Genomic DNA, 24,357 nt, shown 5'->3' on the forward strand with positions numbered 1-24,357 from the left:
AGGCGCCTGCTCCGCCAGCAGGATGGACGGGCGATGCAGAAATCCGATCCCGTTCTGTAGTCGACAGTGCGGGATTTTCTTTTTTTTGAAACGACTTCCAGGGAAGGAGGCTTCTCTCAAATGAAGGTGCCTGTTGAGGTGCTCGTGCACGGCAAGCGCAAGGAGCTTGAGCTTGTCTATCAGGACGGCACGAATGTGCAGTTCCCGTTTGAGTTTCTGCGTGTTTTTTCGCCCTCAGCCGAAGTGCAGGGACACGCCCCTTCGGAAGCCATACTGCAGGTAGGGCTGCGCGACGTAGCACTCGTCGGCGTTGAACCTGTTGGACAGTATGCACTCAAGCTGATTTTTTCGGACGGACACGATACGGGTGTGTACAGTTGGGACTACTTTGAGGATTTGGCGCGCACGAAAGCTGCAAGATGGGAGGCCTATCTCGCCGATCTCGCGGCTGCGGGCGCTTCGCGTGATCCGGACGATCCAGCAAACCGCCCTTTTTTGGAAAAAATGAAGCCGCAGCGAGGCTGCGCTCACAAGTGAGAATAACGGGCGGAGATGGCTCAAATGGATAAGACGAGCAAGACGTCGGACGATTCGGCGAGGGTGGCCGGCTCTCAGCATCATCAGATCGATTTCGGCTACGAAATGATCGATGAGGAGAAAAAGGTCGAAAAAGTTCGCGAGGTTTTTGACAGCGTGGCACCGAAGTACGACCTGATGAACGATTTGCTCAGCTTCGGGACGCATCGTCTCTGGAAGAGGCGATGCATTAGCGAAGCGCGGGTTGAGAGGGGCATGAAAGTCCTCGACATTGCGAGCGGTACGGGGGATCTGGCGCTCGCACTCGCCGGACGCGCCGGACACGGCAACGTTGTGGCTTCGGACATCAACCACGAGATGCTCGAAATCGGCGCCAAGCGCCTTGCTGCGGCGGGCACAGGGGCAGCGGTTGTCGAAGCCGATGCCGAACAGCTTCCCTTTGAAGACAATGTCTTTGATGTGGTGACGGTTTCGTTCGGTATCCGCAACATGACGCACAAGGATCGGGCGTTGCGTGAAATGCTCCGTGTTCTTCGTCCCGGCGGGCGACTTCTCGTTCTTGAGTTTTCTCGCTGTCAGCGATGGTTAAAACCTTTTTACGATTTTTACTCTTTTGTCTTCATGCCTTGGGCTGGCTCCAAAATTGCCGGCGATGGCCCGTCCTACAGGTATTTGGCCGAATCCATCCGCATGCATCCAGATCAAAAGACGTTTGCCGGCATGATGTCCGAAGCCGGTTTTGCCGACGTGAAATGGCACAATCTTACTTTCGGCATCTGCGCGCTGCATATCGGCACGAAGGCGAGCTGACGTTTCGCCAGGCAGACTGTTTGCCTCGCATTCGCGAGGTTGCCCTTTATTTTTAGAGACCTGAAATGAAGAAGTTCATCACTGTTCTTTGTGTTTGCGCCGCTCTGGCGACTGCATCCTTCGATGCTGACGCTGCCCGACGTTTTGGTGGCGGCTCTTCTTTCGGCCGTTCCGCGCCGACCTTCAGTCAGAAGGCGCCGACGCCCGGCACGGCACCGCTGTCGGCCAAGCAGTCCACGACGCAGCAAGGCGCAGCCGCCAATGCGGCTTCGCGAGCGAATCCCGCGACCGCGCAGCGTCCTTCCATGATGCGTAGCATCCTCACAGGTATGGCGGCCGCTCTCGGCATCTCTGCGCTCCTGAGCTTGCTCGGTATCAACGGCGCCGGCATGGTTAGCTTCGTGATGGGGCTTCTCCTGGTGGTTGCTGCTTTTGCCGCATTCAAGTTCTTCATGGGCTCCCGTCGTCGTCAGCAGACGGCCGGCACAGCACCGAGCGCAGCTCATATGCCGGTTGAAGAGCCGATCCGTCGTGAAGAGCAGGCACCTGCGGCCATGCAGGCAGAGCCCGCTCAGACTGGGGCAGCGGTGCGCGGTGGCAGCGTGCTCGATCAGTTCATGAACGGCGGCAATGCGCCTGCAGCTGAAGCTTCGGCTACCGGGGCTGTCGACATCACGCCGGCAGACTTCGATCGCGAAGGGTTCCTGCAGACGGCGCGCGATAACTACATCAAACTGCAGGCTGCCTGGGATAGCGGCAATGTCATTACGATTTCCGACTTCACGACGAACGATGTTTTCATCGCGATCACGCATCAGCTTCGCGAACGCGGCAACGAAACGTACGTCACGAAGATTGAGTCCCTTACAAATGAACTTCTCGGCATTGCCCGTGAAGGCGGCGAATACGTGGCAAGCGTTCGCTTCATCGGTAAGCTCACGATCAATGGCGAAGAAGAACTCGTTGACGAAACGTGGACGCTTGTGAAGCCTGTCGAAGGCGCAGGTGGCTGGCTTCTTGCCGGTATCAAGCAGAACGAACCGGCTTCGGCTTAGGAAAGCGGACGATTTCAGGTGCGAAAAAGCGCCTGGTGTCTACACTTTTTCTGACCTCTAATGCCCTGATAGCGCTGTGTTTTAACGAACGCAGCGCATTTTTTTTGATTTCGATGAAAGTTTGCCCTATTGGGTGGGCTGAGGACAAAAAAAAGACGTCCTGTAACAAGCGTTCAGGTAGTCTGATCATACAATTCGCCCGAATCTGATCAATAAAAAGGAAACGGCGCCAGCCGTTTCACCGTTCAACGTCGTTTTTTTAGAAGGATTATTAAGATGACGCTGATTGGTTTTGTCCTGCTCTATATCCTCGTTACGATCGGCATCGGCGTCTGGGCATCCCGACGCGTAAAAGATACGAACGACTTCGCGCTTGCCGGTCGCAGCCTTCCGCTGCCCATGGTCATTACGGCGACTTTTGCCACGTGGTTCGGATCCGAAACCATTCTCGGGCTGCCGGGGCGCTTTATTGAAAGCGGCATTGCCGGCGTCATTGAGGAGCCGTTCGGTTCCGGTATGGCGCTTATTCTTGTGGGCACGTTTTTCGCCCAGAAGCTTTATCGTCTCAACATCCTGACGATCGGTGATTTTTATCGCGATCGGTATGGCACGGGTGTGGAGATGCTCTGCTCGATCGCCATCGTCATTTCGTACCTCGGCTGGGTAGGGGCTCAGGTGACGGCGCTCGGTCTCGTGCTGAACCTTATTACCGAAGGCATGATTTCCGTGACGGCCGGCATGGTGATCGGTGCTGTCGTCGTGCTCTTTTACACGATGGTGGGCGGCATGTGGTCGGTCGCCTGGACGGACTTCTTCCAGATGATCATCATCGTTGCGGGGCTCGTTGCGATTCTTTTCTTTGCGGCCGACCTTGCGGGGGGCATGAGTAATGTCGTCGAGTACGCTCGCGAAAAGAATCTCTTCCACGCGTTGCCCGAGCCGACGCCCACAGGTTGGCTCTTCTGGATTTCGGCTGCCATGACGATGATGATTGGTTCGATTCCGCAGCAGGACGTTTTCCAGCGCGTTATGTCTGCCAAGGACGTTCGCACAGCGGTTGCTGGTCCGATTATCGGCGGCTCGGTCTATATCCTCTTTGCCTTCGTGCCGATGCTTATCGTTGTTGCCGCCGTATTGGCGATGCCCGACGTTTCCGGAAAGCTCCTTGCTGAGGACCCGCAGCAGTTGCTGCCGACGCTCGTGCGCGACCACATGCCGATTTGGCTGCGTGTCATCTTCTTTGGCGCCGTGCTCTCGGCTGTGATGTCGACTGCTTCGGCGACGATGCTCGCGCCCTCGACGACTTTTGTCGAAAACGTGCTGCCGCATTTCGTGAAGCTCAATCCGAAGAATATGTTGCGCACGATGCGTGTGACGCTCGCGCTCTTTGCGCTCTTTGTGCTCATTTACTCGATTGCACTTGAAGGCGCAGCGATTTACGACATGGTGGCGATGGCTTACCAGTTCCCGGTGGTCGGTGCCTTCTGGCCGCTTGTCTGCGGACTCTACTGGAAGCAGGCTACACGCCAGGGTTGCTACGTGTCGATCCTCTTCGGCACGATTTGCTGGTCGCTCCTTACTTGGACGCCGATGGGCGAGGTCTTCCCGAATGTTTTGGGTGGTTTCCTTGTTGCCGGCATCGGCATGGTGGTCGGCTCGCTTTTGCCGACGGAGGGCAATCGCAAGTTTCGTCTCGAGCGCCAGATGAAGGCTGAGCAGGCCCTCGGCGCTCAGGCGACGGAAGGCTATCCCGCACTTGCGCCGGCTGCGGCTTCCGCTTCGACGTAATAGGACGATAAACAATCGTCACGAATAACCCTTGATGCAAGCCATGCTCACGCATGGCTTGTTCTTTTAGAATGCCCTGAATCTCAGCCAATCAGACGAGCGCGGCCTCAAAAGCGGCGATCGAAAAACACAAGATCGAAGAAATGAATATCGTCATTCTTGCTGCAGGCATGGGCAAACGCATGCATTCCAGGCTTCCGAAAGTCCTTCAGCCGATTGCCGGGCGCCCGATGCTCGACCATGTGCTCGAGACGACCAGAGGTTTCAGCGAGGCGCCGAGCGTGGTGGTGGTTGGCCATTGCGCCGACGAAGTGAAGTCACGTTACGACGAGCGCGACGACTTGGTCTTTGCGCTTCAAGAACCGCAACTCGGGACCGGTCACGCGCTGATGACTGCGGTGCCCCACCTCTGCGCGGGCGATCCTCACACGCTTGTGTGCCTCGGCGATGTGCCGCTCCTTTCGAAAAAGACGATCGCGGCCATGCGCGAGGAGTGTGGGATGAACGATCTCGTTCTCCTCACCGTGAAGCTTGACAACCCGAAGGGTTACGGGCGCATCGTGCGCGATGAGTTTGGTCGCGTAACTTCGATTGTTGAAGAAAAGGATGCGACGGCCGAAGAAAAGCTCATCAGGGAAGTCAACACCGGGATCATGGTATTGCCGACCGCGAAACTCGAAGCTTGGCTTTCGGCACTCACGAATACCAATGCGCAGGGCGAGTACTACCTGACGGATGTGATCGGTTTGGCTGCGGGCGAAGGTTCGAGGATTGCGACAGTACATCCGGAGAATGTTTACGAAGTAGAAGGCGTCAACTCCAAGCGCCAGCTCGCGCAGCTCGAGCGCACCTGGCAGCGCGCGCAGGCAGATGCACTCCTTGACGCGGGCGTCACGCTGATCGATCCGGCGCGAATTGACATCCGCGGCGAGCTCCTCTGCTCGCAGGACGTGGAAATCGATGTCAACTGCGTGTTTGAAGGTCGAGTCGTTCTTGAGAGTGGTGTTCGCATCGGCGCCAACTGTATCGTCAAGGATGCCGTCATTCGCGCGGGTACGGAGGTTTTGCCCTTCTGCCATATTGAGGGGGCCGATATCGGTGCGCAGTCGCGCGTCGGGCCTTATTCGCGCTTGCGTCCGGGAGCGACGCTCGCCGGGCGAAACCACATCGGCAATTTCGTCGAAGTGAAGAAATCCGAAATCGGATCGGGCTCCAAGGTGAATCACCTCACCTACATCGGCGACGCAACCGTGGGCGAGCGCGTCAATGTCGGGGCGGGCACAATTACTTGCAATTACGACGGTGTGAACAAATTCCGTACCGTGATCGGCGACGATGCCTTCATTGGTTCGGGCACCGAGCTCGTCGCCCCTGTTGTCATTGGTAACGGCGCCACGATTGGTGCGGGGTCGACGATTACGAGGGCGGCGCCCGAGGGCAAGCTCACGCTTGCTCGCAGCAGGCAAACGACAATCGAAGGCTGGCATCGACCGACGAAGAAAGCCTGACGACAGAGAACTAACTGGGAGACAAGACAACTATGTGTGGGATTGTTGCTGCCGCGAGCTACAGAAATATTGTTCCGATTCTGCTCGAGGGCCTTCGACGTCTTGAATACCGCGGATACGATTCCTGCGGTGTTGCTACCGTGGATGATGCGGGTCTGCACCGCGCGCGTTCCGTGGCTCGCGTGAGCGAACTCGTTGAGCAGGCAGAGGCTGAAAAGCTCGAGGCGAAGACGGGCATTGCGCATACGCGCTGGGCGACGCACGGTGCTCCCGAAGTGTGCAATGCGCATCCGCATTTTTCGCGCGACTTCATCGGCATAGTGCACAACGGGATCATCGAGAACTTTGAGTCGATTCGAGCGCGCCTTGAGCAAAAAGGCTTTGAATTTACGAGTCAGACAGATACTGAGGTGCTTGCGCATCTCATTAACGACTGCTATGAAGGCAATCTGCTCGAAGCGGTCAAAAAGGCTATTGTGCAGCTAGAAGGCAGCTACGGTATTGCCGTTATCTGCCGTGATGAGCCCGAGTGCGTCGTGGTTGCGCGACAGGGTTCCCCACTGGTGGTCGGTGTCGGCGAAAACGAAATGTTCGCCGCTTCCGATGCGATGGCCGTTGCAGGCATTACCGATCGAATCGTCTATCTTGAAGAGGGCGATGTCTGTGAAATCAAGCCGGAAGGACGGCGCATCTTTGCTCGCGAGGGCTGCGGCTTCAAGCCTGTCGAGCGTGCGGAAAAGATTGTTCATGCGTATTCAGGCGCAGTCGACCTTGGGCCGTATCGTCATTACATGCAGAAGGAGATCTTTGAGCAGCCCCGGGCCATCGGTGACACGCTCGAAGGGCTTGCGAGCATTTCGCCGACGCTCTTTGGTGCCGACGCGCGGCCGATTTTCGAGCAGACGAAGCGTTTGTTGTTCCTCGCCTGTGGCACGTCCTACTATGCGGGGCTCGCAGCCAAGTACTGGATCGAGGCCATTGCGGGTATCCCGTGCGACGTGGAAATTGCGAGCGAGTATCGCTATCGCGTTTCCGTTCCTGATCCGGACACGCTCGTTGTGCCGATCTCGCAATCGGGGGAAACGGCCGATACGCTGGCGGCGCTTCGTCACGCGCGTGACGAGCTCGGGATGAAGAATTCGCTTGCGATCTGCAATGTGGCAACTTCGATCATGGTGAACGAAACGCGCTTGCATTACATCACGCGTGCGGGCGTTGAAATCGGCGTTGCGTCCACCAAGGCCTTTACGACGCAGCTTGCGGCGCTTTACCTGCTTGCGTTGACGCTGGCAAAAACGAAGGGTCGTCTATCGAGCGAAGCCGAAGACGAAGCGCTGCGTCGCCTGCGCCACATTCCGGCGGCGCTTCAGGCTGTTCTTGCGCTCGAGCCGCAGGTGATCGCCTGGGCGGAGCGCTTCGCCACGAAGCAGCACGCGCTCTTCCTCGGGCGCGGCATTCACTATCCGATTGCACTAGAAGGTGCATTGAAGCTCAAGGAAATCAGCTATATCCACGCCGAGGCTTACCCCGCGGGCGAACTCAAGCACGGGCCGCTCGCGCTTGTGGACCGCGAAATGCCCGTCGTGACGGTGGCGCCGAACGACAAGCTCCTTGAAAAACTCAAGTCGAATATGCAGGAAGTGCGGGCGCGTGGCGGTGAGCTTTACGTTTTCGCCGACGGCGATTCGTCCATCGAAGCCGACGAGCGCATGCACGTCATTCGACTCCCTGAAAACTATGGCGACCTTTCGCCCATCCTGCACGTCGTGCCGTTGCAGCTCCTGGCGTACCATGCGGCGCTTGTGCGCGGCACGGACGTCGATAAGCCGCGCAATCTCGCCAAGAGCGTAACGGTTGAATAGCAACGCGGTACTGCACGTGAAAATGCCCCGGTTCTCGAAAGAAACCGGGGCATTATTGCCTTGAGTGCGGATCGATCAGCCGCCCGTGGCAAACGTGCGGATGCCCGAGCCCACGAACTGTACGCCGATGCAGATCAGGAGGAAGCCCATGAGCTTGCCGAGCACGAGTGTTCCCGAGGGGCCGAGTCGGCGGGTGATGACGTCGGCGTATCGCATGACGAACCACGAGGTGGCTGCCGTTGCCACGATTGCGAGCGCCGTCCACGCGAAGGCGATTGCCATGTCAACGTAGTCGTCGAGTTCGACGATTTCGGTCGAAAAGCCGATTACGACGGCAATGGTGCCCGGCCCCGCGATGCCCGGCATGGCGATCGGGAAGAACGAGTAGTCGTCTTTGTCGCGTCGCACGATCGGCGCTTTGTTGGGCGAGTTGCCCCCGAAGAGCATCTGGTAGCCGATTGCCGCAACGACGAGGCCGCCTGCAATACGCATGGCGCCGTAGGAAATGCCGAAGAATGTGAGGAGGATGTTGCCGCCCGCGAGACTCACAAGCATGATGGCGGCCGAATAAATGCCAGCCCATTTGGCTTGATCAATCTTCTGCTCGGGACTCATGCCCTGCGTGAGGCTGATGAAGAGCGGAATCTTCGAAGGTGGATTTGTAATCGTCAGCAAAGAGATGAGACCGCCGAGGAAGTATTGAAAGTGGATGGCTTCCAGCATGATGTTTCAGGCGCCTGGCTGGGCGATGCGCCGCATGAGCGACATGCGGCAAAAGAGCCCGAATGATCGGGCAACCGCCGTCCGGATTGAATTTCGTCGGATAGGCGGCCATTGTATCGAGCCGACCGAAAGAAAGAAAACAATTTTTCGAGATTTGTTTCAAGACGTGAAAGCCATTGCAATAGGACTTGTGCCATAATCACGCAATCCGCATTCTGAACGATTGTTCAGCCTTCAGAATGCCCGATATCGGATTGCAAAAAGAAAGAAAACCAACAGGGTACGAAAAGATGCTGTTACATCGAAAAATGCTTTATGCCGCCCTTGTTTGCGCCGTGAGCGCTACTGCGGCGCTGACAGGCTGCAAAGAGCAGGGTGCTGCGGGGACGGCTGCTGCAGCGCGGGAAATGCCGCCGACGGAGGTGAAGGTCGTTACGGCTAAGGCCCAGCCAATCGAGATTGAAACGGTTCTGACGGGTCGCACGAACGCTTACTATGTCGCCGAAGTCCGTCCGCAGGTGAACGGCATCCTCAAGAAGCGCCTCTTTACCGAAGGCCAGGAAGTGAAAGCAGGCGATCAGCTCTATCAGATCGATCCTGCCGAATATGAAGCGGCTCTGAAGAGCGCCGAAGCTTCGCTCGCGCAGGCGCGCGCTACGCTCGTTCAGGCTCAGGCCGATGCGAAGCGCTCCAAGGCCCTGTTGAAGGTCAACGCCGTTTCCAAACAGGCCGACGATGCCGCGCAGGCTGCTCTCAAGACCGCGCAAGCAAGCGTGAAGGCGGGCGAAGCCGCCGTCGTCTCGGCGAAGATCAACCTCGACTACACGAAGGTGCGCTCGCCGATTTCGGGCCGCATCGCCCGTTCCGAATTCACCGAAGGCGCGCTGCTTTCGGCCTATCAGACCGCGGCGCTTACGAACGTGCAGCAGCTCGATCCGATCTATGTCGACGTTACGCAGACAGCCGAAGCGCTTCTGCGCTACAAGCGCGAAATCGAGCAGGGCACGCTCAAGGTCAATCCCGATGGCAGCGCTCCCGTGAAGCTCACCTTTGCCGATGGCACCACTTACGCGCAGGAAGGCAAACTCACCTTTACGGACGTGCAGGTCGATGAAACGACCGGCAGCGTCCGTCTTCGTGCCGTGTTTCCGAATCCGAACCAGGATCTCCTGCCCGGTATGTACGTTCGCGCCAAGCTCACAGAAGGCACGCGTCCCGACGGCATTCTGCTGCACATGCAGTCCGTCATGCGCGACACGCGCGGCAACGCCTATGTCTACATCGTTACGCCCGACAACAAAGTCGAGCAGCGCATGGTTTCCGTGTCGCAGACGATTGGCACCTACTGGCTTGTCGACTCTGGCGTGAAGGCGGGTGAGCGTGTGATGTACGAAGGCTTCCAGCGCACCAAGCCGGGCGCAACTGTGAATGCCAAGGAATTTGATCCGAAGACGCTTCCCGAACCCAAGCCCATCTTCTAATCGGGAGCAGGTTGGATTATGTTTTCACGTTTTTTTATTGATCGCCCGGTTTTCTCCTGGGTGATTGCAATCGTGATCATGCTTGCCGGCTTGCTGTCGATCTCGACGCTGCCGGTAAGCCAGTATCCCGAAATTGCGCCTCCGCAGGTTTCCATCACTGCGACCTATCCCGGCGCTTCGGCTCAGACGATCGAAAACTCGGTGACGCAGATCATCGAACAGAACCTGACGGGTCTCGACGGCTACATGTACATGAGCTCCGAATCCGACTCGTCGGGCCGCATTTCGATCACGGTGACGTTCGAAGCGGGCACGAACCCCGACATGGCGCAGGTGCAGGTCCAGAACAAGATTCAGACGGCCATCACCTCGCTGCCGCAGGTGGTGCAGGACCTTGGCGTGACGATTCAAAAGACGTCGGCTAACTTCCTGATGCTCGTCGGTCTCATCAGTACGGACCATTCGCTTTCGGCCACCGACTTGGGCGACTACCTCGTGGCCAACATGCAGGAGCCGCTCGCCCGTGTTTCGGGCGTCGGTGAAGCGCAGGTGTTCGGTGCGCAGTACGCCATGCGAATCTGGCTCGATCCGGATAAGCTTGTGAAGTATCAGCTCACACCCGCGGACGTGATCTCCGCCGTCGAAGCGCAGAACGCGCAGGTTTCGACGGGCAGCATCGCCGGACAGCCTACTGACGGCCGTCAGGAATACACCGCGACGATCTCTTCGGCGAGCATGCTCGAAACGCCTGAGGAGTTCCGCAACATCCTGCTCAAAGTCACGCAGGCTGGCGCCAACGTTTATCTAAGGGACGTCGCTGAGGTGGCGATCGGTCAGGAAAGCTACACGGCCTTCGGCACGTACAACGGCTATCCATCGGCAGGTATGGCTATCAAGCTCGCTTCGGGTTCGAATGCACTCGAAACGCAGGCGGCCGTCGTTGCTGCAGTCGAATCGATGCGTCCAAACTTTCCGCCGAGCGTGGAAGTCGTCTACCCGTTCGATACGACTCCGTTCGTTCGCGCCGCCCTTCATGAAGTGGTGAAGACGCTCGTTGAGGCTATCATCCTCGTCGTCTTCGTTATGTACCTCTTCCTGCAGAATTGGCGCGCGACGATCATTCCGACGATTGCCGTTCCGGTCGTTCTGCTCGGCACGTTCGCAATGCTCGCGATTACGGGCTTCTCGATCAACATGCTTACCATGTTCGCCATGGTGCTTGCCATCGGTCTGCTCGTTGACGACGCCATTGTGGTTGTCGAGAACGTCGAGCGCGTGATGCGTGAAGACGGCTCGAGTCCGCACGATGCGACCGTGAAGTCGATGGGCCAGATTACGGGCGCCCTTGTCGGCATCGCCATGGTACTTTCGGCCGTGTTCATCCCGATGGCCTTCTTTGGCGGCTCAACGGGCGTGATCTACCGTCAGTTCTCCATCACGATCGTCTCTGCCATGGCGCTCTCGGTCGTGATAGCGCTTACGCTCACGCCGTCGCTCTGCGCGACGATGCTTAAGCCGATCGACCACGGCGAACACATGGAAAAGGGCGGCTTCTTCGGCTGGTTCAACCGCGGGTTCGAACTCATGACGAACGCGGTCCGCGATCTTGTTGAAGGCCTCATCAAGCACCCGGTCGTCGTCTTCATCTGCTACGCGCTCGTGCTTGCTGGCGTCGTTCTGGGCTTCATGAAGATTCCTTCTGCCTTTATGCCGGCGGAAGACCAGGGCGTGGCGCTCATGCAGATTCAGCTGCCGCAGGGCGCCTCAATGGAGCGCACGAACCGCGAAGTGAAGCGCATTGAAAGCTTCATCGCGAAGACCGAGGAAAACGTACTCGACTCGTACTTCGTCGTTCGCGGGTTCTCGTTCGCCGGCTCCGGGCAGAACATGGGCCTCGGCTTCCTGAAGCTCAAGGATTGGTCCGAGCGACCCGACGACAGCCAGAGCGTTACGGCTATGCAGCGCCGCGTCATGGGCCCCCTCATGATGAGTCCGGAATTCATGAACGCGAGCACGTTCATCTTCCCGCTCCCTGCGGTGCCGGAACTCGGTGTCGCCGACGGCTTTGACTTCTACATCCAGGACCTGTCGGGCCAGGGGCACGCCAAGCTCATGGACGTGAGAAATGCCTTCCTCGCTGAAGCCGCGAAGGATCCGCGACTCACCATGGTCCGCCACAATGGTATGGACGACACCGCGCAGATGCGCCTCAATGTCGACTACGAGAAGCTCTCCGCACTCGGTCTCGACGTTGCGTCCGTCAACAGCACGCTTTCGACCGCGCTCGCAGGCACGTACGTGAACGACTTTATCGATCGCGGCCGCGTTAAGCAGGTCTGGATGATGGGCAACGCGAGCTCGCGCATGCAGCCTGAGGACCTCAATCGCTGGCATGTTCGCAACAACAGCGGCGAAATGGTTCCGCTTTCGGCTTTCACCTCGGTGAGCTGGGAGTACGGCAGCCCGCGTCTTGAACGCTTCAACGGTCTTGCTGCCGTGAATATTCAGGGCAGCCCCGCCGTCGGCGTTGCTTCGGGCGAGGCCATGAATGCGGTGATCGAGATCGCGCAGCGCACGTTCCCGCAGGGTTACGGCATTTCATGGAACGGCATCTCCTTCCAGGAACGTCAGGCAGGCGACCAGGCGGCATCGCTTTATGCGATTTCGCTGCTCGTGATCTTCCTCTGCTTGGCCGCGCTTTATGAAAGCTGGTCCGTGCCTATCGCGGTGCTGCTCGTGGTACCCTGCGGCGTCGTCGGCGCGCTCGGCCTCACGTGGCTGCTTGACATGCACAACGACGTGTACTTCAAGGTGGGTCTGCTGACAACGGTCGGTCTGGTGTCGAAAAACGCCATTTTGATTGTGGAATTCGCCAAGGACCTGATGGCTCAGGGCAAAGATGCCGTGCATGCGGCCCTTGAAGCCGTCCGCCTGCGTTTGCGTCCGATTCTGATGACCTCGCTTGCGTTCGGTCTCGGCGTCTTCCCGCTTACCGTTGCGCATGGTGCTGGTTCGGGCGCGCAGAATGCCATCGGCGTCGGCGTGCTCGGCGGGATGGTGACCGGTACAGTCCTTTGCGTGGCGATGGTGCCGGCCTTCTACGTGATGGTGGTGAAGTTCTCGAGCTTCTTCAGCCGTAAGAAGCCGCAGGATCCCTCCGCTCCTGCGCAGGCCGCCTGATCGGACGATCGCGCCAATAAAATGAAATGTCGTCGGGGCGAATCGGACTCGCCTCGACGACGATTCGAAGACCCATCCGCAGGCGACGAATGCGGATCCTGAGAAAAGAAAATGAACAAGATGCTTCGATTGATGCCCCTTGCTGCCGCGCTGCTGCTTGCGGGCTGCGTGAATCTTGCGCCGACCTATGAACGTCCGGCTTCGCCCATTGAAGAGGTGTGGCCGCAGGACGGCGAAGCCTACGCTGTTTCCGAAATGAAGCGCGCAAGCCTGCCGCGGTGGCAGGATTTCATCTGTGACGAGCGCCTCAAGACGGTGATTGAAGAGGGCCTCAAGAACAACCGCAGTCTGCGCCAGGCAGCACTCAATGTTGAGCTCGCCCGCGCCCAGTACGGCGTGCAGCGCTCCGAGCTCTTCCCGACTGTAGCGGCCGTTGCGCAGGAAACCGCGCAGCGCACGCCTGAAACGACGAGCGCGCTCGGCGAAAGCTCGACGACGCACACTTACACCGCGCAGCTCGCAATGACGAGCTACGAAATTGATTTCTTCGGGCGCATCCGCAACCTGAACGAACAGGCGCTGCAGGCATATCTGCAGAGCGAAGACGCACACCGCACGGCGCAGAGCTCGCTCATTGCTGAAATCGCCATGGCGTGGCTCACGCTCGGCGCCGATCGCGCGCAGCTTGCGCTCCAGAAAGAAACGCTCGCGAGCCAGGAAGAAACTTACAAGCTCATGGAAGAGAGCTTCAAGGCCGGCGCCGCGAGTCGCCTCGACCTCGAGCAGGCCCGCACGACCGTGACGGCCGCCCGCGCGGCGATCGCCTCTTACGTGCGCGCCGTGGCCCAGGACAAGAACGCGCTCGACCTTCTTGTCGGCAAGTCTGTTGACGAGAAGCTCCTGCCGACGGGACTTGAACTCAATGCAACGCTCCCAGCGTCGCTCCCCGAAGGGCTTCCGAGCGAAGTGCTCTTCAACCGTCCCGACATCTGGAGCGCCGAGCGCGGCATGCTTTCGGCCAATGCGCAGATCGGTGCTGCGCGTGCCGCTTTCTTCCCGAGCTTCAGTCTCACGGCAGGGATCGGTTCGAGTGCGCTCGACCTTTCCGATCTTTTCAGCGGCGGCTCCGGGATGTGGAGCTTTACGCCGAACTTCACCATTCCGATCTTCACGGGGGGGCTGAACCTCGCCAATCTGCGCGCGGCTGAAGCCACGCAGAAAATTGCCGTGGCGCAGTACGAGCAGACGATTCAGACGGCATTCCGCGAGGTGCGTGATGCGCTCGCTACGGAAGGTACCGTTGAGCGCGAAATGAAGGCACGCGAAGAGTATGCGGATGCCGCGCAGAAGACGTACGAACTTTCTGACGCGCGCTACAAGGCTGGTGCCGCGGCCTACACCGAAGTGCTCGACGCACAGCGCACGGCCGTTGCAGCCAAGCAGGTCTTGATCTCGACGCAACTTTCGCGCGCTTCGAGCCTCGTGACGCTCTACAAGGTGCTCGGCGGCGGCTCGGTTCTGCCTGAAGACGAGGCCTCGGTCCAGGAGGCGCAGCCGACAGGTGGAGAAGGCTGATGCCTGCAGAAGCGACGCTCGACATGGTTCAGCAGCGCCGCGCGGAAATTGTTGATGCAGCCGAGCGCTGCGTGAAGGCGCAGGGGCTGCATCAACTGAAGCTGCGCGATGTTGCGCGCGAAAGCGGCAAGAGTCTCGGCAATCTCTACAACTATTTCCAGAACAAGGAAGCGATTGTGGAGGCGCTCGTCGAGCGCCAGACGCAGGCCTTCTTGGAGATGCTGCGCGAGAACGAGTCCGACAAGGAGCTCGACCGAGATAAGCGCACCCGCCTCTGCATCGAGCGCGTCGTGGACGCTTATCTCGATCCCGAGTCGGTTCGAATCTCGATTTTCATCGCGAGCGAAGCGCTCGTCAATCCGCGCGTGCGTGAGATCAAGCTCAAGGCCGATCAGCGCCTTCGCAACTACCTTCTCGAGCACATTGCCGGGGACATGCGCGAAAACGGTGCGGAGCCCGATCTCAAGCTTCTTACGGCGCAGATTGCGATCAGCCGCGCATTTCTCGAAGCGCTCCGCGGCACGATCCTTTTCATGCCCGACCTCGACCGCGAGGTGCTGCGTAAAGTGGTTGTCGACCGCCTCATTCTGATGGTGCAGTGCGACGTCGCGTCGTGGCGCGGAATCGAGCTCGAGTCCGTCATCCGGGAGACGATCGGCAGAGGTTGAGAACCCCCAGTTGGGATCTTCGGCGCAAATCATGCAAAAAAGCGGGCCGTTCGGTCCGCTTTTTTGTAATTGGTACGGAGTTTTGCGCAAGGTTGTACTTCGATTCTGCGTAAAATTTCCAACCGTTTGCATGATGCGCAGGGCACGGCGCACGAGGCCCGCTCCCTGACGCTCACGGATTTGATTGCATAAAAACAAGGGAATTCCGCCATGGCAGGTTCTTCCGCCAAACGAACGCCTATCTACAAGGTGCTCTATTTTCAGGTGATCTGCGCCATCGTGATCGGCGTGCTTCTCGGCATGTTCTTTCCAGATATCGGCGCACAGATGAAGCCTTTCGGCGATGGTTTTATTCGCCTCATCAAGATGATTATCGCGCCTGTGATTTTCTGTACGGTAGTGACAGGCATTGCGGGTATGAGCGACATGAAGATGGTTGGCAAAGCGGGTGGTCTTGCGCTGCTCTACTTTGAAATCGTCTCGACAGTGGCGCTTGTGATTGGCCTGCTCATCGTCAATACCGTGCAGCCGGGCGTTGGCATGCACGTCGATCCGAGTACGCTCGATCAGTCGGCGGTGTCTGCTTATGCTGGACCGGGCAAGATGCAGACGACGACGCAGTTCCTGATGAACATCATCCCGGTCACTGTGGTCGGCGCCTTCGCTGAAGGCGAAATTCTTCAGGTTCTCTTTTTCTCGCTCCTCTTTGGCTTTGCGCTGCACAAGTTCGGCGGTCGCGGCACGCTCATTTTCGACGTGATTGAAAAGAGCTCCTTCGTGCTTTTCCAGATCGTCGGCATGATCATGCGCGTTGCGCCGCTCGGTGCTTTCGGCGCTATGGCCTTCACGATCGGTAAGTACGGCATTGCTTCGCTCATACCGCTTGCGAAGCTCATGGGGACTTTCTACATCACCTGTCTACTCTTCATCTTTGTTGTACTCGGGATCATCTGCCGCTGGCACGGCTTCTCGATCACTCGCTACATCAGCTACATCAAGGAGGAGCTTCTCATCGTGCTCGGCACCTCGTCTTCGGAATCGGTGCTGCCGCGCATGATGACCAAGATGGAGCAGGCTGGGGTTGACCGCTCGATCGTGGGGCTTGTCATCCCGACGGGCTATTCCTTCAATCTTGACGGTACGGCAATTTATCTGACGATGGCTGCGGTCTTCATCGCACAGGCGTGCGACGTCGACATGACGATGAGTCAGCAGATCACGCTGCTGCTCGTCCTCCTTCTCACTTCGAAGGGTGCGGCGGGCGTGACCGGTTCGGGCTTTATTGTGCTTGCCGCTACACTCTCGGCGGTAGGGCACGTGCCCGTTGCTGGCTTGGCACTCATTCTCGGGATCGACCGCTTTATGTCGGAAGCGCGAGCGCTCACTAACATGATCGGCAATGGCATCGCCTGCGTCGTCGTGGGGCACTGGTGCAAGCAGGTCGACAACACCAAGCTTGATGCCGTGCTCGGACGACACCGGACGCGATAAGGCCTGCATCGTCTCGTGGAAACCTTTCGACGTCGGCTGCTCGCGATCGGCTGAGAGGTTCGGGAAGGTCGATGTATAAATATGAAAAGCTCCGGAGAGTTTGCTCTCTCCGGAGCTTTTCGATTTGCCTCTGAGACCGCATCGGGCGGTCTCAAGATGTCAATCGCTTGACGCGTTACTTCTTGGCGTCCTTTTCGTCATCCGTGAAGCGAATCGGTACGAAAATGCGGCCGCCCTGACGCTGCACGAGGAGCAGCACCTGATCCTTCTGACAGGCCGCCTGCAGGTCGGAGACGCTCTTGACGAGCTTGCCGTTGGCGCTCACGATGATGTCGCCGGGCATGATGCCGTTCTTCGCAGCAAAGCCCGTAGCCTGTTCGACAAGAAGCCCGGACGTATCGGCCTGCACGAGTTCCTCCTTCGTGAGCGGACGAACCGTCACGCCGAGCTTATGCGAATTGGCCGCGCCCGCAGCTTCCTGGGCAGCTTTGGCGTTGGTGCCGACCGTGACGCTGATCGTCATTTCCTTCTTGTCTCGCACGACCGTCATGTCGGCCTTGGTTCCGGGCTTCATCGTGCTCACGATCATCGGCAGCGTCACCGAGGAGGTGACCTTCTTGCCGTTGAAGCTCGTAATGACGTCGCCCTCCTTGAGGCCAGCCTTTTCGGCAGGGCTGTCCTTTTCAATCTTGGTCACGAGTGCGCCCTGCGGCGTCTTGAGGCCGAAACTGTCGGCGAGTTCCTGCGTCAGTTCCTGGATGTAGACGCCGACGTAGCCGCGCGTCACGGAGCCACTCTCGACGAGCTGGTCTTTCACCTGCATGGCAAGGTCGATCGGAATGGCGAAGGAGAGGCCCATGAAGCCGCCCGACGTGGAGAAGATCTGCGAATTGATGCCGACAACTTCGCCCTGCATGTTGAAGAGCGGGCCGCCCGAGTTGCCGGGGTTCACGGCGACGTCGGTCTGAATGAACGGCACATACTGGTCGCTCGGGAGGTTACGCGAAAGCGCCGAGACGATGCCTGCGGTCACCGTATTGTCGAGTCCGAAGGGGCTACCGATGGCGGCCACCCACTGACCGACTTTGAGCTGGCTCGAATCGCCGATCTTGAGCACCGGAAGGTCCTTGGCGTCAATCTTGACGACGGCAATGTCGGTCTGCTTGTCGGTACCGAGCACTTTGCCCTGGAATTCACGCTTGTCGGTCAGGCGAACGAGAATTTGGTCGGCGCCTTCAACGACGTGGGCATTGGTCATGATGAGGCCGTCGGCCGAAATAATGAAGCCCGAGCCCGTACCGCGCTGTTCGGGAATACGTTCCTTACCGCCGCCAAATTCAAAGGGCATCGGGAAGCCGAAGCGGCGGAAAATCTCGGCGTGACGTTCGTCAAAGCCGGGGATGCCGAAGCCGGGTACGTCGACCGTACGGGCATTCTTGATGACGGAAATATTGACGACGCCGGGGCCGTTTTCTTCAACAAGCTTGACGAAATCGGGCAGTTCCGCTTTTGTTTCGCTCGAGCCGAAAGAGATTGCGTGCGCAGGCTCGGCCGGGACGAAAGCCGCGCCAAGCGCAAGTGCGGCACAGCAGGCCGCAGCCAAAGTGGACTTCATAAAGGTGGTTTTCATTTCTTTTTTCTTCTCCGCCTGATCGATGACGCATGCCGTCCTGAGTCCGTGCAGCATGCTTGATGTGGACGGATTCAACTCTAGTCTTTTTTGAGGCGGACTTCCCTTTTTTCGCGCGCGAGCCTGTATGAAGGACGTTAAATTTGTAACAGAACCGCTAACGGGGCGGCAACTCGTTCTTGCGCGACTGAAAAGCGTTCGGCTAGACCGGCTGCGAAGCGCCCAAAGGCGGGAACGTGAGTCGGAACGTGGTCCCTTTGCCGTCGAGGCCATCGTCGATTTCGATCGTGCCGCGATGGATGTCGACGATGCGCTTGACGATGGCAAGTCCGAGACCGGTACCCGAAGTTTTGGTGCCGAGCGCACGATAGAAGCGGTCGAAAACGCGCTGACGCTCTTCGGGGGCGATGCCGGGGCCGTTGTCGCAGACTTCTACGACGGAAAGCCCGTTGCGCGTGAAGCAGCGCAGTTCTATGCGGCCGCCTTCTGGCGTGTAGCGAATGGCGTTGTCGGTAAGGTTCGTAACCATAAGCCGAATGGCGTCTTCCATGCCGTCGAGCTGCGCGGGCTGCGCGTTGTGCGTAATTGAGATCGACTTTTGCTGAGCGATCGGCGCCATGTCTTCGCTGATGCTCGCCACGAGCGGCGCGAGCTCGATCGTGCTCATCGGCTTTTTGGAGGCGTCGGGGTCGAGACGTGCGAGCGTGAGAAGCTGCTGCACGAGTCGGGTGGCTCGGTTGATGCCCTCATTGAGGCGAACGAAGCACTTGGCCTGCGCTTCAGGCGTTTTTGCTCGCTGCGCGAGCTGAACCTGGAGCTTGAGTGCCGTGAGTGGCGTGCGCAATTCGTGGGCAGCGTCCGAAGCGAAGCGCTGCTGCGCGGTGAGGCTTTCGCCGAGGCGCTCGAGAAGCTGATTGATGGCATTCACGAGCCCGGCGAGTTCTGTCGGGAGGCCCTTGGTGGAAATGGGGGTGAGCGATGTGGGCGAACGCCGGGCTACCGAGCGGGCGGTGCGTTCCAAAGGCGCAAGGCCGCTGCCGACCACAATCCAGACTGCAATGCCGATAAAGGGCAAAAGAAAGCAAAGCGGCTGCAGAATGCGGAACGCGGCCGTGGCGGCGAGTTCCGTTCGAACGGCTACATCTTGCGCAACGGTGATGATAAGCGGGCCCGCACTCACGGAATATGTGCGCCAGGTCTTGCCTTCGATTTTCTCGAGTGAAAACCCCGGACCTTCGGGCAGCGGCAGCGCGGGGGTGCCGTCGCGACGCCAGAGACTGCCACTTGCCGAGTCGTACACCTGGATGACCGTTTTATAGGTCGGGGCGTCACCGACAATCGTCAGATGCGATGGTGAGGCAAAGGGCAGATTTTGACGAACGGACTCGCCAAGCGAGTCCGCCGTTTCCTTCAAGTGCGTGTCAAGAAACGCATTGAATTCCGCCTGTGCGGAAAAAAAGGTCGCCGTCGCCGCGGCAAAACCAGCGGCGAGCAGCGCGCCGATCAGCGTGAGCAGAAGCTTTCTGCGGATGGAGGTCATCGCTCGAATGTGCCCGAGGCGTTTTAGGTTTCGAGGAGGTAGCCCACGCCGCGCACCGTTTTGATAGCGCTGTCGGAGAGTTTCTTGCGCAGATGATGAATGTGCACTTCAATGGCGTTCGAGCCGACGGTGTTGTCCCAGTTGTAGAGCTTTTCTTCGAGCTGCGAGCGGCTCCAGACGACGCCTTGGCGTTCGGCGAGCGCGGCGAGAAGCGCATACTCCTTGGAGGACAAAATAACGGGCTGGCCGCGGTAAGTGACTTCGCGCGTAGCGGGCGAAATACGCAGTTCGCCCCGCTCGATGATAGGATCGGCACGCCCCGCCGAGCGGCGCAGCAGCGCGCGAATGCGCGCGGAAAGTTCGTCCAAATCGTAGGGTTTGATGAGGTAGTCGTCCGCACCGCTGTCGAGGCCGCGGATGCGGTCGTCGACCGTATCGCGCGCCGTAGTCACGAGAATCGGCGTCGGATTGCGGCGCGCGCGCAATTCGCGAATAACCTGAATGCCGTCCTTTCCGGGCAGCCCCAAGTCGAGGATGACGAGCGAAAACGGCGTTGTGTTCATTGCGATCAGGGCGGAGTCGCCGTCCTTAACCCAGTCGACAGCATAGTCTTCGCTTTCAAGACCGGCCACAACGCTTTCGCCGATCATTTCATCGTCTTCAACGAGCAGGATTCTCATGGTTGTCGGATGTTCTCTTGTTTGATTGAAGGCGTTCGGCCCACCGGCGCGAGACGGCCTTGACCACAATAACGGCAACAATGGCCGCGACCGTGAGGCCCAGCATGACTCGCGAGGCTTCGGCTCGGCCAAGGAGCCCAGGGTAGACAAGATCGAGCCAAAAGCGGGCTGCAAAGGCGAGGGCGCCGCACCACGCCGCGAGTCCCGCAGCCGAGGCGCCGTAAAAGCATAGTCGACCGATACGGAAATTCGCGCACAAGACGGGCAACGTCCAGCGGAATGCAAAACAGCATTGTAAGCCCGCTATCCAAAGGAAAGGCGTGTGTCGCAGTCGGATACGGAGCTTTTCGGTATGTGATTGCGGGTCGTCCGCAATCGCGGCAGTTCCGCGTGCCGCTGCCTCAAAGAGAAGCGCGGCGCGCAGAAGGCCAGCGGCGAACGCGGCTGCAATTAGCGCGAAAGGTTGAGCGACGGCTTCTCGAGAGAAAAGTCCCGCGAGCACGGCGCCGATTTCTTGGTCGAAGAAGCCGACGCAGAAAACGATGAAGACATCCGCAGTCTGAACAGCTTGAGTGAAGAATGCGCTCACTGGGGCGGACAGTTCGGGAAAAAGCATCTAACGGCACCTCTGCTGCGCGGCAAGGTCACATACAATGGGGGCGGAGCGCAATCGAAAAGCGTTCATTTTCTTTGAAAGAGCCCGATGCGCAATAAGGAAAACCCATGGTTCCGGCTCAGTATGAACCCTCGAGCGGCACGTTTGCGGTCGCCAACATCGTTTATGGACTTCACACGGTATCGATCCTTGCCGGGCTATTGACGGCGGGTGCGACAATCGTTGGGGCGTTCATTTTTTCGGCGCCGTCGATCCTCGCTGTGATTCTTAACTACATCTTCAGAGGTGATGCGCGCGGGACGTACCTCGAGACACATTTTTCCTGGCAAATCCGAACGTTTTGGTTTGCGCTTCTTTGGCTCGTTCTCATTTATCTCATCGGCATGCCGCTTGCATTCTTCGGCGTCGGATTCCTCATTTTGATTGTGGGTCTGCTCGTTCTTGGCATCTGGGTGGCCTACCGAATCATTTACGGCTGGGTGAGGCTTGCTCGTCGTGACGCCGTGTCGATGTAATCCGAATCAGGTCTCGAGGCTCGGGCAGTAGCGCTTCCCGAGCGTATACTCTTGCGCCGGACATACTTGAGATATACGGCGTAGGAGAAATCGAATCATGGCACTGGGCGCAACGGTCTACAAAGCAAACATAGCTCTCTCGGACCTCGACCGAAACTACTACGCGGAGCATGTGCTTACCGTTGCTCGGCACCCTTCCGAAACACAAACGCGGCTGATGCTACGCATTCTTGCCTTCTGTCTGCATGCCGGCGAAAAACTCGAATTCGGTCGAGGCCTTTCAACGGAAGGCGAGCCCGCGCTCTGGGAAATTGACGACACCGGCAGCATCGTGAGCTGGATAGAGCTCGGTACACCCGATGTGCGTACTGTAAGAAAGGCTGCGGGCCGCAGCGAGCACGTTACGGTGCTCGCCTATGACGAAGCCCGCATCGGTCCCTGGTGGGAAGCCAATGCGGGCGAAATGGGCAAGATCCTCAAACTTACCGTCATCGCCGTCAAGGATGCTGCAAGCGAAGCACTCGACAGGATGTGTGAACGCAATATGAAGCTCGCCGTCACTATTCAGGACGGCACGATTTGGGTGAGTTCGGACGCGTGCAACATCCAGATCGATCTCGATTGGCTGCAGCGCGAGCGTGGTCGCTACGATCGCTGACGAGCGATCGTAGCGTTTTCGGCGTAAAAGTTGTTCTGCTAAGCGTTGACGAGACTCTCGGCCATCCTCGTGAAGCGCCCCGCGAGGTGAAGCCGCAACGCAGGGTCTTCAACAGTTTCTTCAAGCGCTTTTTGCATACAGCCGACCCACGCGATCATGAGCGAGCGACTGATGCGGATGCTGCGGTGGCTTTCCCGCAGCATCGGCATGCCATGGTTCGACTGATAGAGCGCGGGGCCGCCGAGCCAGCCGGATAGAAATTCGCCGAGTCGCGTTTCGTAACGTTCGAGCGATATGCGCTCATAGCATTTCAGCAGTTCGGTCGCCTGCGGGTCACTTTGAAGGATCCGCATGTACGCGCTCACAAGCTTTTTGACGCCGGAATCGCCGCCCATCCTCTCGTAGAAAGTGCTGCTCTTCGGTGGTTGCGTCATTTAATAAAGATGATCCAGGAAAAGACGAGCATGAGCGCCCAGGCCAACCAAGGCGAAAAAAGCAGCCGCAACGCTGGACGCTTCGGAACAAACCCGAGCCCCCACACCCAGGCAATGCTCATGCCGAAGAGCAGACCGACGAGCGCGCCGTGCGGAACGCTCGACATGTCGTCGGCAATCGCTCTCGGGTAAATGACAATGAGTGCCATGAACCCAAGTGCGGCCGTGAAGGTGAACACGCGGCAGAGCGTGAGCAGCGGGCTTTTGGCGTTCGATGCCGCTGACGCATCAGTTGTCTTCATTGCGCGAGAAAGCCGTTTCGATCAGCGCGGCGAGCATGACAGCAAAGCAAAGGCCCATGAGCCAGTAGAAGTAAGACATCGTTAGCCTCGTTTGTTTAGAGAGGTTGTCGAGCCGTCCGAGCACACACTCAGCGGCTCGGACGGACAGGTGCTTTTCGTCAGTAGAGCGAATGTGTGTTTTCTTCGATGTATTTCGTCGAAAGCTTGCCACTCATGACCTTATAAGCCCAGCTCGTGTAGACAAGCACGATCGGCAGGAAGATCAGCGTAACGAAGAGCATGATCTCAAGCGTGAGCTGCGAGCTCGTGCAGTCCCAGATCGTAAGACCGGCGTTGAACATCGTCGAAGACGGCATGACGAACGGGAACATGGAGACGAGCGGCGTCAGAATGATGCCGAGCAACGACGCCGACGAGCAGATAATCGCCGCCAACGCGCGGTTGGCGCGAATCATGACGACACCAGCGAGTGCACCGAGGACGCCAACGGCCGGGATGAGCCATAGAACGGGTAGCGCCGCATAGTTGGCAAACCAAGCGCCGCTCTGCAGCTCAACGGTCTTGGCAAGCGGATTCGCCGGTCCAGCAGGGTCGAGGCCCGCTGTCGCGACATAACCGTCGATGCCCATGTAGGTCCAGACGCCGCCGAGCACGAAGAGAATTGCGCTCAGAATGCCAGTCGCAACGGCAACGCTGCGAGCGCGCGCCTGCAGGGCGCCTTCCGTACGAAGAACGAGGTAGTTCGCGCCGTGGAAGACGATCATGAGCAGCGACAGCACGCCGCAAAGAAGCCCGAACGGATTGAGAAGGCCGAAGAAGCTCCCCGTGTAGATCGGGCGCATCGTCGCGTCGATCTCAAAGGGCACGCCCTGAAGCAGGTTGCCGAAGGCAACACCAAAAATCACGGGCGGAATAGCCGAGCCGATGAAAAGAAGCCAGTCCCAATTCGTGCGCCACTTGTTCGAGGAGACCTTGCTGCGGTAGTCGAAGCCGACCGGGCGAAGGATAAGAGCGAGCAGAACAACGAGCATCGCCCAGTAAAAGCCTGAGAAGGCAGCGGCATACATGAGCGGCCATGCTGCGAACATGGCACCGCCGCCCGTGATGAGCCAGACCTGATTGCCGTCCCAGTGCGGAGCGACGGAATTGATCATGACGCGGCGCTCGGCGTCGTCCTTCGAAAGGAAGGGCAACAGCGTGCCGACGCCCATGTCCTGGCCGTCCATGATGGCGAAGCCGACGAGCAGCACGCCGATGAAAAGCCACCAAATGACCTTGAGGATTTCGTAATCGATCATTTTCGA

Annotated in this window: 22 protein-coding genes; 14 read left to right on the forward strand and 8 right to left on the reverse strand. The window is 58.6% G+C overall.

Annotation, left to right across the window (positions count from 1 at the left end):
- Positions 1-120: 120 nt before the first annotated feature.
- From H6A60_RS01145 to glmS, 6 genes are all read left to right on the forward strand, one after another.
- On the forward strand, positions 121-537 hold the full coding sequence (locus tag H6A60_RS01145; RefSeq protein WP_205101501.1) for a gamma-butyrobetaine hydroxylase family protein: 417 nt from the start codon (positions 121-123) through the stop codon (positions 535-537).
- Positions 538-561: 24 nt separating this feature from the next.
- Complete coding sequence (ubiE, locus tag H6A60_RS01150) at positions 562-1,347, forward strand: bifunctional demethylmenaquinone methyltransferase/2-methoxy-6-polyprenyl-1,4-benzoquinol methylase UbiE (RefSeq protein ID WP_205101502.1); 786 nt, start codon at positions 562-564, stop codon at positions 1,345-1,347.
- Positions 1,348-1,412: 65 nt separating this feature from the next.
- Positions 1,413-2,402, forward strand: a complete 990-nt coding sequence (locus H6A60_RS01155; RefSeq protein ID WP_205101503.1) for a Tim44 domain-containing protein — start codon at positions 1,413-1,415, stop codon at positions 2,400-2,402.
- Positions 2,403-2,678: 276 nt separating this feature from the next.
- Positions 2,679-4,190: a high affinity choline transporter 1 gene (locus tag H6A60_RS01160; RefSeq protein ID WP_205101504.1), complete on the forward strand. Its 1,512-nt coding sequence runs from the start codon at positions 2,679-2,681 to the stop codon at positions 4,188-4,190.
- A gap of 143 nt (positions 4,191-4,333) precedes the next feature.
- On the forward strand, positions 4,334-5,698 hold the full coding sequence (gene glmU / locus H6A60_RS01165; protein ID WP_205101505.1) for a bifunctional UDP-N-acetylglucosamine diphosphorylase/glucosamine-1-phosphate N-acetyltransferase GlmU: 1,365 nt from the start codon (positions 4,334-4,336) through the stop codon (positions 5,696-5,698).
- A gap of 32 nt (positions 5,699-5,730) precedes the next feature.
- On the forward strand, positions 5,731-7,560 hold the full coding sequence (gene glmS, locus H6A60_RS01170; protein WP_205101506.1) for a glutamine--fructose-6-phosphate transaminase (isomerizing): 1,830 nt from the start codon (positions 5,731-5,733) through the stop codon (positions 7,558-7,560).
- Positions 7,561-7,635: 75 nt separating this feature from the next.
- Here the strand turns inward: glmS and H6A60_RS01175 are convergent, their stop codons facing one another.
- Positions 7,636-8,283 carry a MarC family NAAT transporter gene (locus tag H6A60_RS01175; RefSeq protein ID WP_205101507.1) on the reverse strand — a complete coding sequence of 216 codons (648 nt, stop codon included), beginning with the start codon at positions 8,281-8,283 and terminating at the stop codon, positions 7,636-7,638.
- Here H6A60_RS01175 and H6A60_RS01180 point away from each other — a divergent pair.
- The 6 genes from H6A60_RS01180 (at position 8,270) to H6A60_RS01205 (ending at position 16,678) form a co-directional block, all read left to right on the forward strand.
- Positions 8,270-8,482, forward strand: a complete 213-nt coding sequence (locus H6A60_RS01180) for a hypothetical protein (RefSeq protein WP_205101508.1) — start codon at positions 8,270-8,272, stop codon at positions 8,480-8,482. The two genes, H6A60_RS01175 and H6A60_RS01180, sit on opposite strands and share 14 nt — an antisense overlap.
- A 91-nt stretch (positions 8,483-8,573) precedes the next feature.
- On the forward strand, positions 8,574-9,764 hold the full coding sequence (locus tag H6A60_RS01185; RefSeq protein WP_205101509.1) for an efflux RND transporter periplasmic adaptor subunit: 1,191 nt from the start codon (positions 8,574-8,576) through the stop codon (positions 9,762-9,764).
- A gap of 18 nt (positions 9,765-9,782) precedes the next feature.
- The gene (locus H6A60_RS01190; protein ID WP_205101510.1) at positions 9,783-12,944 is read left to right on the forward strand and encodes an efflux RND transporter permease subunit; all 3,162 of its coding nucleotides are present in this window, start codon (positions 9,783-9,785) and stop codon (positions 12,942-12,944) included.
- A 111-nt stretch (positions 12,945-13,055) separates the two neighbouring features.
- Positions 13,056-14,519, forward strand: a complete 1,464-nt coding sequence (locus H6A60_RS01195; protein WP_205101511.1) for an efflux transporter outer membrane subunit — start codon at positions 13,056-13,058, stop codon at positions 14,517-14,519.
- Complete coding sequence (locus H6A60_RS01200; RefSeq protein ID WP_205101512.1) at positions 14,519-15,187, forward strand: TetR/AcrR family transcriptional regulator; 669 nt, start codon at positions 14,519-14,521, stop codon at positions 15,185-15,187. The genes H6A60_RS01195 and H6A60_RS01200 overlap by 1 nt, the downstream gene beginning before the upstream one ends.
- Before the next feature lie 210 nt (positions 15,188-15,397).
- Complete coding sequence (locus tag H6A60_RS01205; RefSeq protein WP_205101513.1) at positions 15,398-16,678, forward strand: dicarboxylate/amino acid:cation symporter; 1,281 nt, start codon at positions 15,398-15,400, stop codon at positions 16,676-16,678.
- A gap of 175 nt (positions 16,679-16,853) precedes the next feature.
- On the opposite strand, the gene H6A60_RS01210 is transcribed toward H6A60_RS01205, so the two are convergent.
- The 4 genes from H6A60_RS01210 to H6A60_RS01225 form a co-directional block, all read right to left on the reverse strand.
- Positions 16,854-18,308: a DegQ family serine endoprotease gene (locus H6A60_RS01210; protein WP_205101514.1), complete on the reverse strand. Its 1,455-nt coding sequence runs from the start codon at positions 18,306-18,308 to the stop codon at positions 16,854-16,856.
- A 202-nt stretch (positions 18,309-18,510) separates the two neighbouring features.
- Positions 18,511-19,848 carry an ATP-binding protein gene (locus H6A60_RS01215; RefSeq protein WP_205101515.1) on the reverse strand — a complete coding sequence of 446 codons (1,338 nt, stop codon included), beginning with the start codon at positions 19,846-19,848 and terminating at the stop codon, positions 18,511-18,513.
- Positions 19,849-19,871: 23 nt separating this feature from the next.
- Positions 19,872-20,528: a response regulator gene (locus H6A60_RS01220; RefSeq protein ID WP_205101516.1), complete on the reverse strand. Its 657-nt coding sequence runs from the start codon at positions 20,526-20,528 to the stop codon at positions 19,872-19,874.
- Positions 20,509-21,144 carry a hypothetical protein gene (locus tag H6A60_RS01225; protein WP_205101517.1) on the reverse strand — a complete coding sequence of 212 codons (636 nt, stop codon included), beginning with the start codon at positions 21,142-21,144 and terminating at the stop codon, positions 20,509-20,511. The genes H6A60_RS01220 and H6A60_RS01225 overlap by 20 nt, the downstream gene beginning before the upstream one ends.
- Before the next feature lie 107 nt (positions 21,145-21,251).
- Here H6A60_RS01225 and H6A60_RS01230 point away from each other — a divergent pair, with 107 nt between their 5' ends.
- Together H6A60_RS01230 and H6A60_RS01235 are read left to right on the forward strand one after the other, a co-directional pair.
- Positions 21,252-21,659: a DUF4870 family protein gene (locus H6A60_RS01230; RefSeq protein ID WP_205101518.1), complete on the forward strand. Its 408-nt coding sequence runs from the start codon at positions 21,252-21,254 to the stop codon at positions 21,657-21,659.
- Positions 21,660-21,756: 97 nt separating this feature from the next.
- Positions 21,757-22,317, forward strand: a complete 561-nt coding sequence (locus tag H6A60_RS01235; RefSeq protein WP_205101519.1) for a YaeQ family protein — start codon at positions 21,757-21,759, stop codon at positions 22,315-22,317.
- Between the two features lie 38 nt (positions 22,318-22,355).
- Here H6A60_RS01235 and H6A60_RS01240 read toward each other — a convergent pair whose 3' ends face one another.
- The 3 genes from H6A60_RS01240 to cydB all read right to left on the reverse strand — a co-directional run bounded on the left by H6A60_RS01240 (position 22,356) and on the right by cydB (position 24,351).
- Positions 22,356-22,751, reverse strand: coding sequence for a globin domain-containing protein (locus H6A60_RS01240; RefSeq protein WP_205101520.1), 396 nt, complete (start codon positions 22,749-22,751; stop codon positions 22,356-22,358).
- Positions 22,748-23,053 (reverse strand): cyd operon YbgE family protein, encoded by a 306-nt coding sequence (locus H6A60_RS01245; RefSeq protein WP_205101521.1) that lies wholly within the window; start codon positions 23,051-23,053, stop codon positions 22,748-22,750. The genes H6A60_RS01240 and H6A60_RS01245 overlap by 4 nt, the downstream gene beginning before the upstream one ends.
- Before the next feature lie 158 nt (positions 23,054-23,211).
- Positions 23,212-24,351 carry a cytochrome d ubiquinol oxidase subunit II gene (cydB, locus tag H6A60_RS01250; RefSeq protein WP_205101522.1) on the reverse strand — a complete coding sequence of 380 codons (1,140 nt, stop codon included), beginning with the start codon at positions 24,349-24,351 and terminating at the stop codon, positions 23,212-23,214.
- Positions 24,352-24,357 lie beyond the last annotated feature (6 nt).

The sequence above is a fragment of the Sutterella massiliensis genome (assembly GCF_016899755.1).
GTDB lineage: Bacteria > Pseudomonadota > Gammaproteobacteria > Burkholderiales > Burkholderiaceae_F > Sutterella > Sutterella massiliensis.

Excerpts from the sequence above, each read along its gene's own strand:
- H6A60_RS01205 (WP_205101513.1), top strand. The coding sequence starts at position 15,398 with ATGGCAGGTTCTTCCGCCAAACGAACGCCTATCTACAAGGTGCTCTAT.
- H6A60_RS01145 (WP_205101501.1), top strand. The coding sequence starts at position 121 with ATGAAGGTGCCTGTTGAGGTGCTCGTGCACGGCAAGCGCAAGGAGCTT.
- H6A60_RS01210 (WP_205101514.1), bottom strand. The coding sequence starts at position 18,308 with ATGAAAACCACCTTTATGAAGTCCACTTTGGCTGCGGCCTGCTGTGCC.
- ubiE (WP_205101502.1), top strand. The coding sequence starts at position 562 with ATGGATAAGACGAGCAAGACGTCGGACGATTCGGCGAGGGTGGCCGGC.
- H6A60_RS01185 (WP_205101509.1), top strand. The coding sequence starts at position 8,574 with ATGCTGTTACATCGAAAAATGCTTTATGCCGCCCTTGTTTGCGCCGTG.
- H6A60_RS01175 (WP_205101507.1), bottom strand. The coding sequence starts at position 8,283 with ATGCTGGAAGCCATCCACTTTCAATACTTCCTCGGCGGTCTCATCTCT.
- H6A60_RS01190 (WP_205101510.1), top strand. The coding sequence starts at position 9,783 with ATGTTTTCACGTTTTTTTATTGATCGCCCGGTTTTCTCCTGGGTGATT.
- H6A60_RS01225 (WP_205101517.1), bottom strand. The coding sequence starts at position 21,144 with ATGCTTTTTCCCGAACTGTCCGCCCCAGTGAGCGCATTCTTCACTCAA.
- H6A60_RS01220 (WP_205101516.1), bottom strand. The coding sequence starts at position 20,528 with ATGAGAATCCTGCTCGTTGAAGACGATGAAATGATCGGCGAAAGCGTT.
- glmS (WP_205101506.1), top strand. The coding sequence starts at position 5,731 with ATGTGTGGGATTGTTGCTGCCGCGAGCTACAGAAATATTGTTCCGATT.
- H6A60_RS01245 (WP_205101521.1), bottom strand. The coding sequence starts at position 23,053 with ATGAAGACAACTGATGCGTCAGCGGCATCGAACGCCAAAAGCCCGCTG.
- glmU (WP_205101505.1), top strand. The coding sequence starts at position 4,334 with ATGAATATCGTCATTCTTGCTGCAGGCATGGGCAAACGCATGCATTCC.
- H6A60_RS01230 (WP_205101518.1), top strand. The coding sequence starts at position 21,252 with ATGGTTCCGGCTCAGTATGAACCCTCGAGCGGCACGTTTGCGGTCGCC.
- H6A60_RS01160 (WP_205101504.1), top strand. The coding sequence starts at position 2,679 with ATGACGCTGATTGGTTTTGTCCTGCTCTATATCCTCGTTACGATCGGC.
- H6A60_RS01195 (WP_205101511.1), top strand. The coding sequence starts at position 13,056 with ATGAACAAGATGCTTCGATTGATGCCCCTTGCTGCCGCGCTGCTGCTT.
- cydB (WP_205101522.1), bottom strand. The coding sequence starts at position 24,351 with ATGATCGATTACGAAATCCTCAAGGTCATTTGGTGGCTTTTCATCGGC.
- H6A60_RS01240 (WP_205101520.1), bottom strand. The coding sequence starts at position 22,751 with ATGACGCAACCACCGAAGAGCAGCACTTTCTACGAGAGGATGGGCGGC.
- H6A60_RS01215 (WP_205101515.1), bottom strand. The coding sequence starts at position 19,848 with ATGACCTCCATCCGCAGAAAGCTTCTGCTCACGCTGATCGGCGCGCTG.
- H6A60_RS01200 (WP_205101512.1), top strand. The coding sequence starts at position 14,519 with ATGCCTGCAGAAGCGACGCTCGACATGGTTCAGCAGCGCCGCGCGGAA.
- H6A60_RS01155 (WP_205101503.1), top strand. The coding sequence starts at position 1,413 with ATGAAGAAGTTCATCACTGTTCTTTGTGTTTGCGCCGCTCTGGCGACT.
- H6A60_RS01235 (WP_205101519.1), top strand. The coding sequence starts at position 21,757 with ATGGCACTGGGCGCAACGGTCTACAAAGCAAACATAGCTCTCTCGGAC.
- H6A60_RS01180 (WP_205101508.1), top strand. The coding sequence starts at position 8,270 with ATGGCTTCCAGCATGATGTTTCAGGCGCCTGGCTGGGCGATGCGCCGC.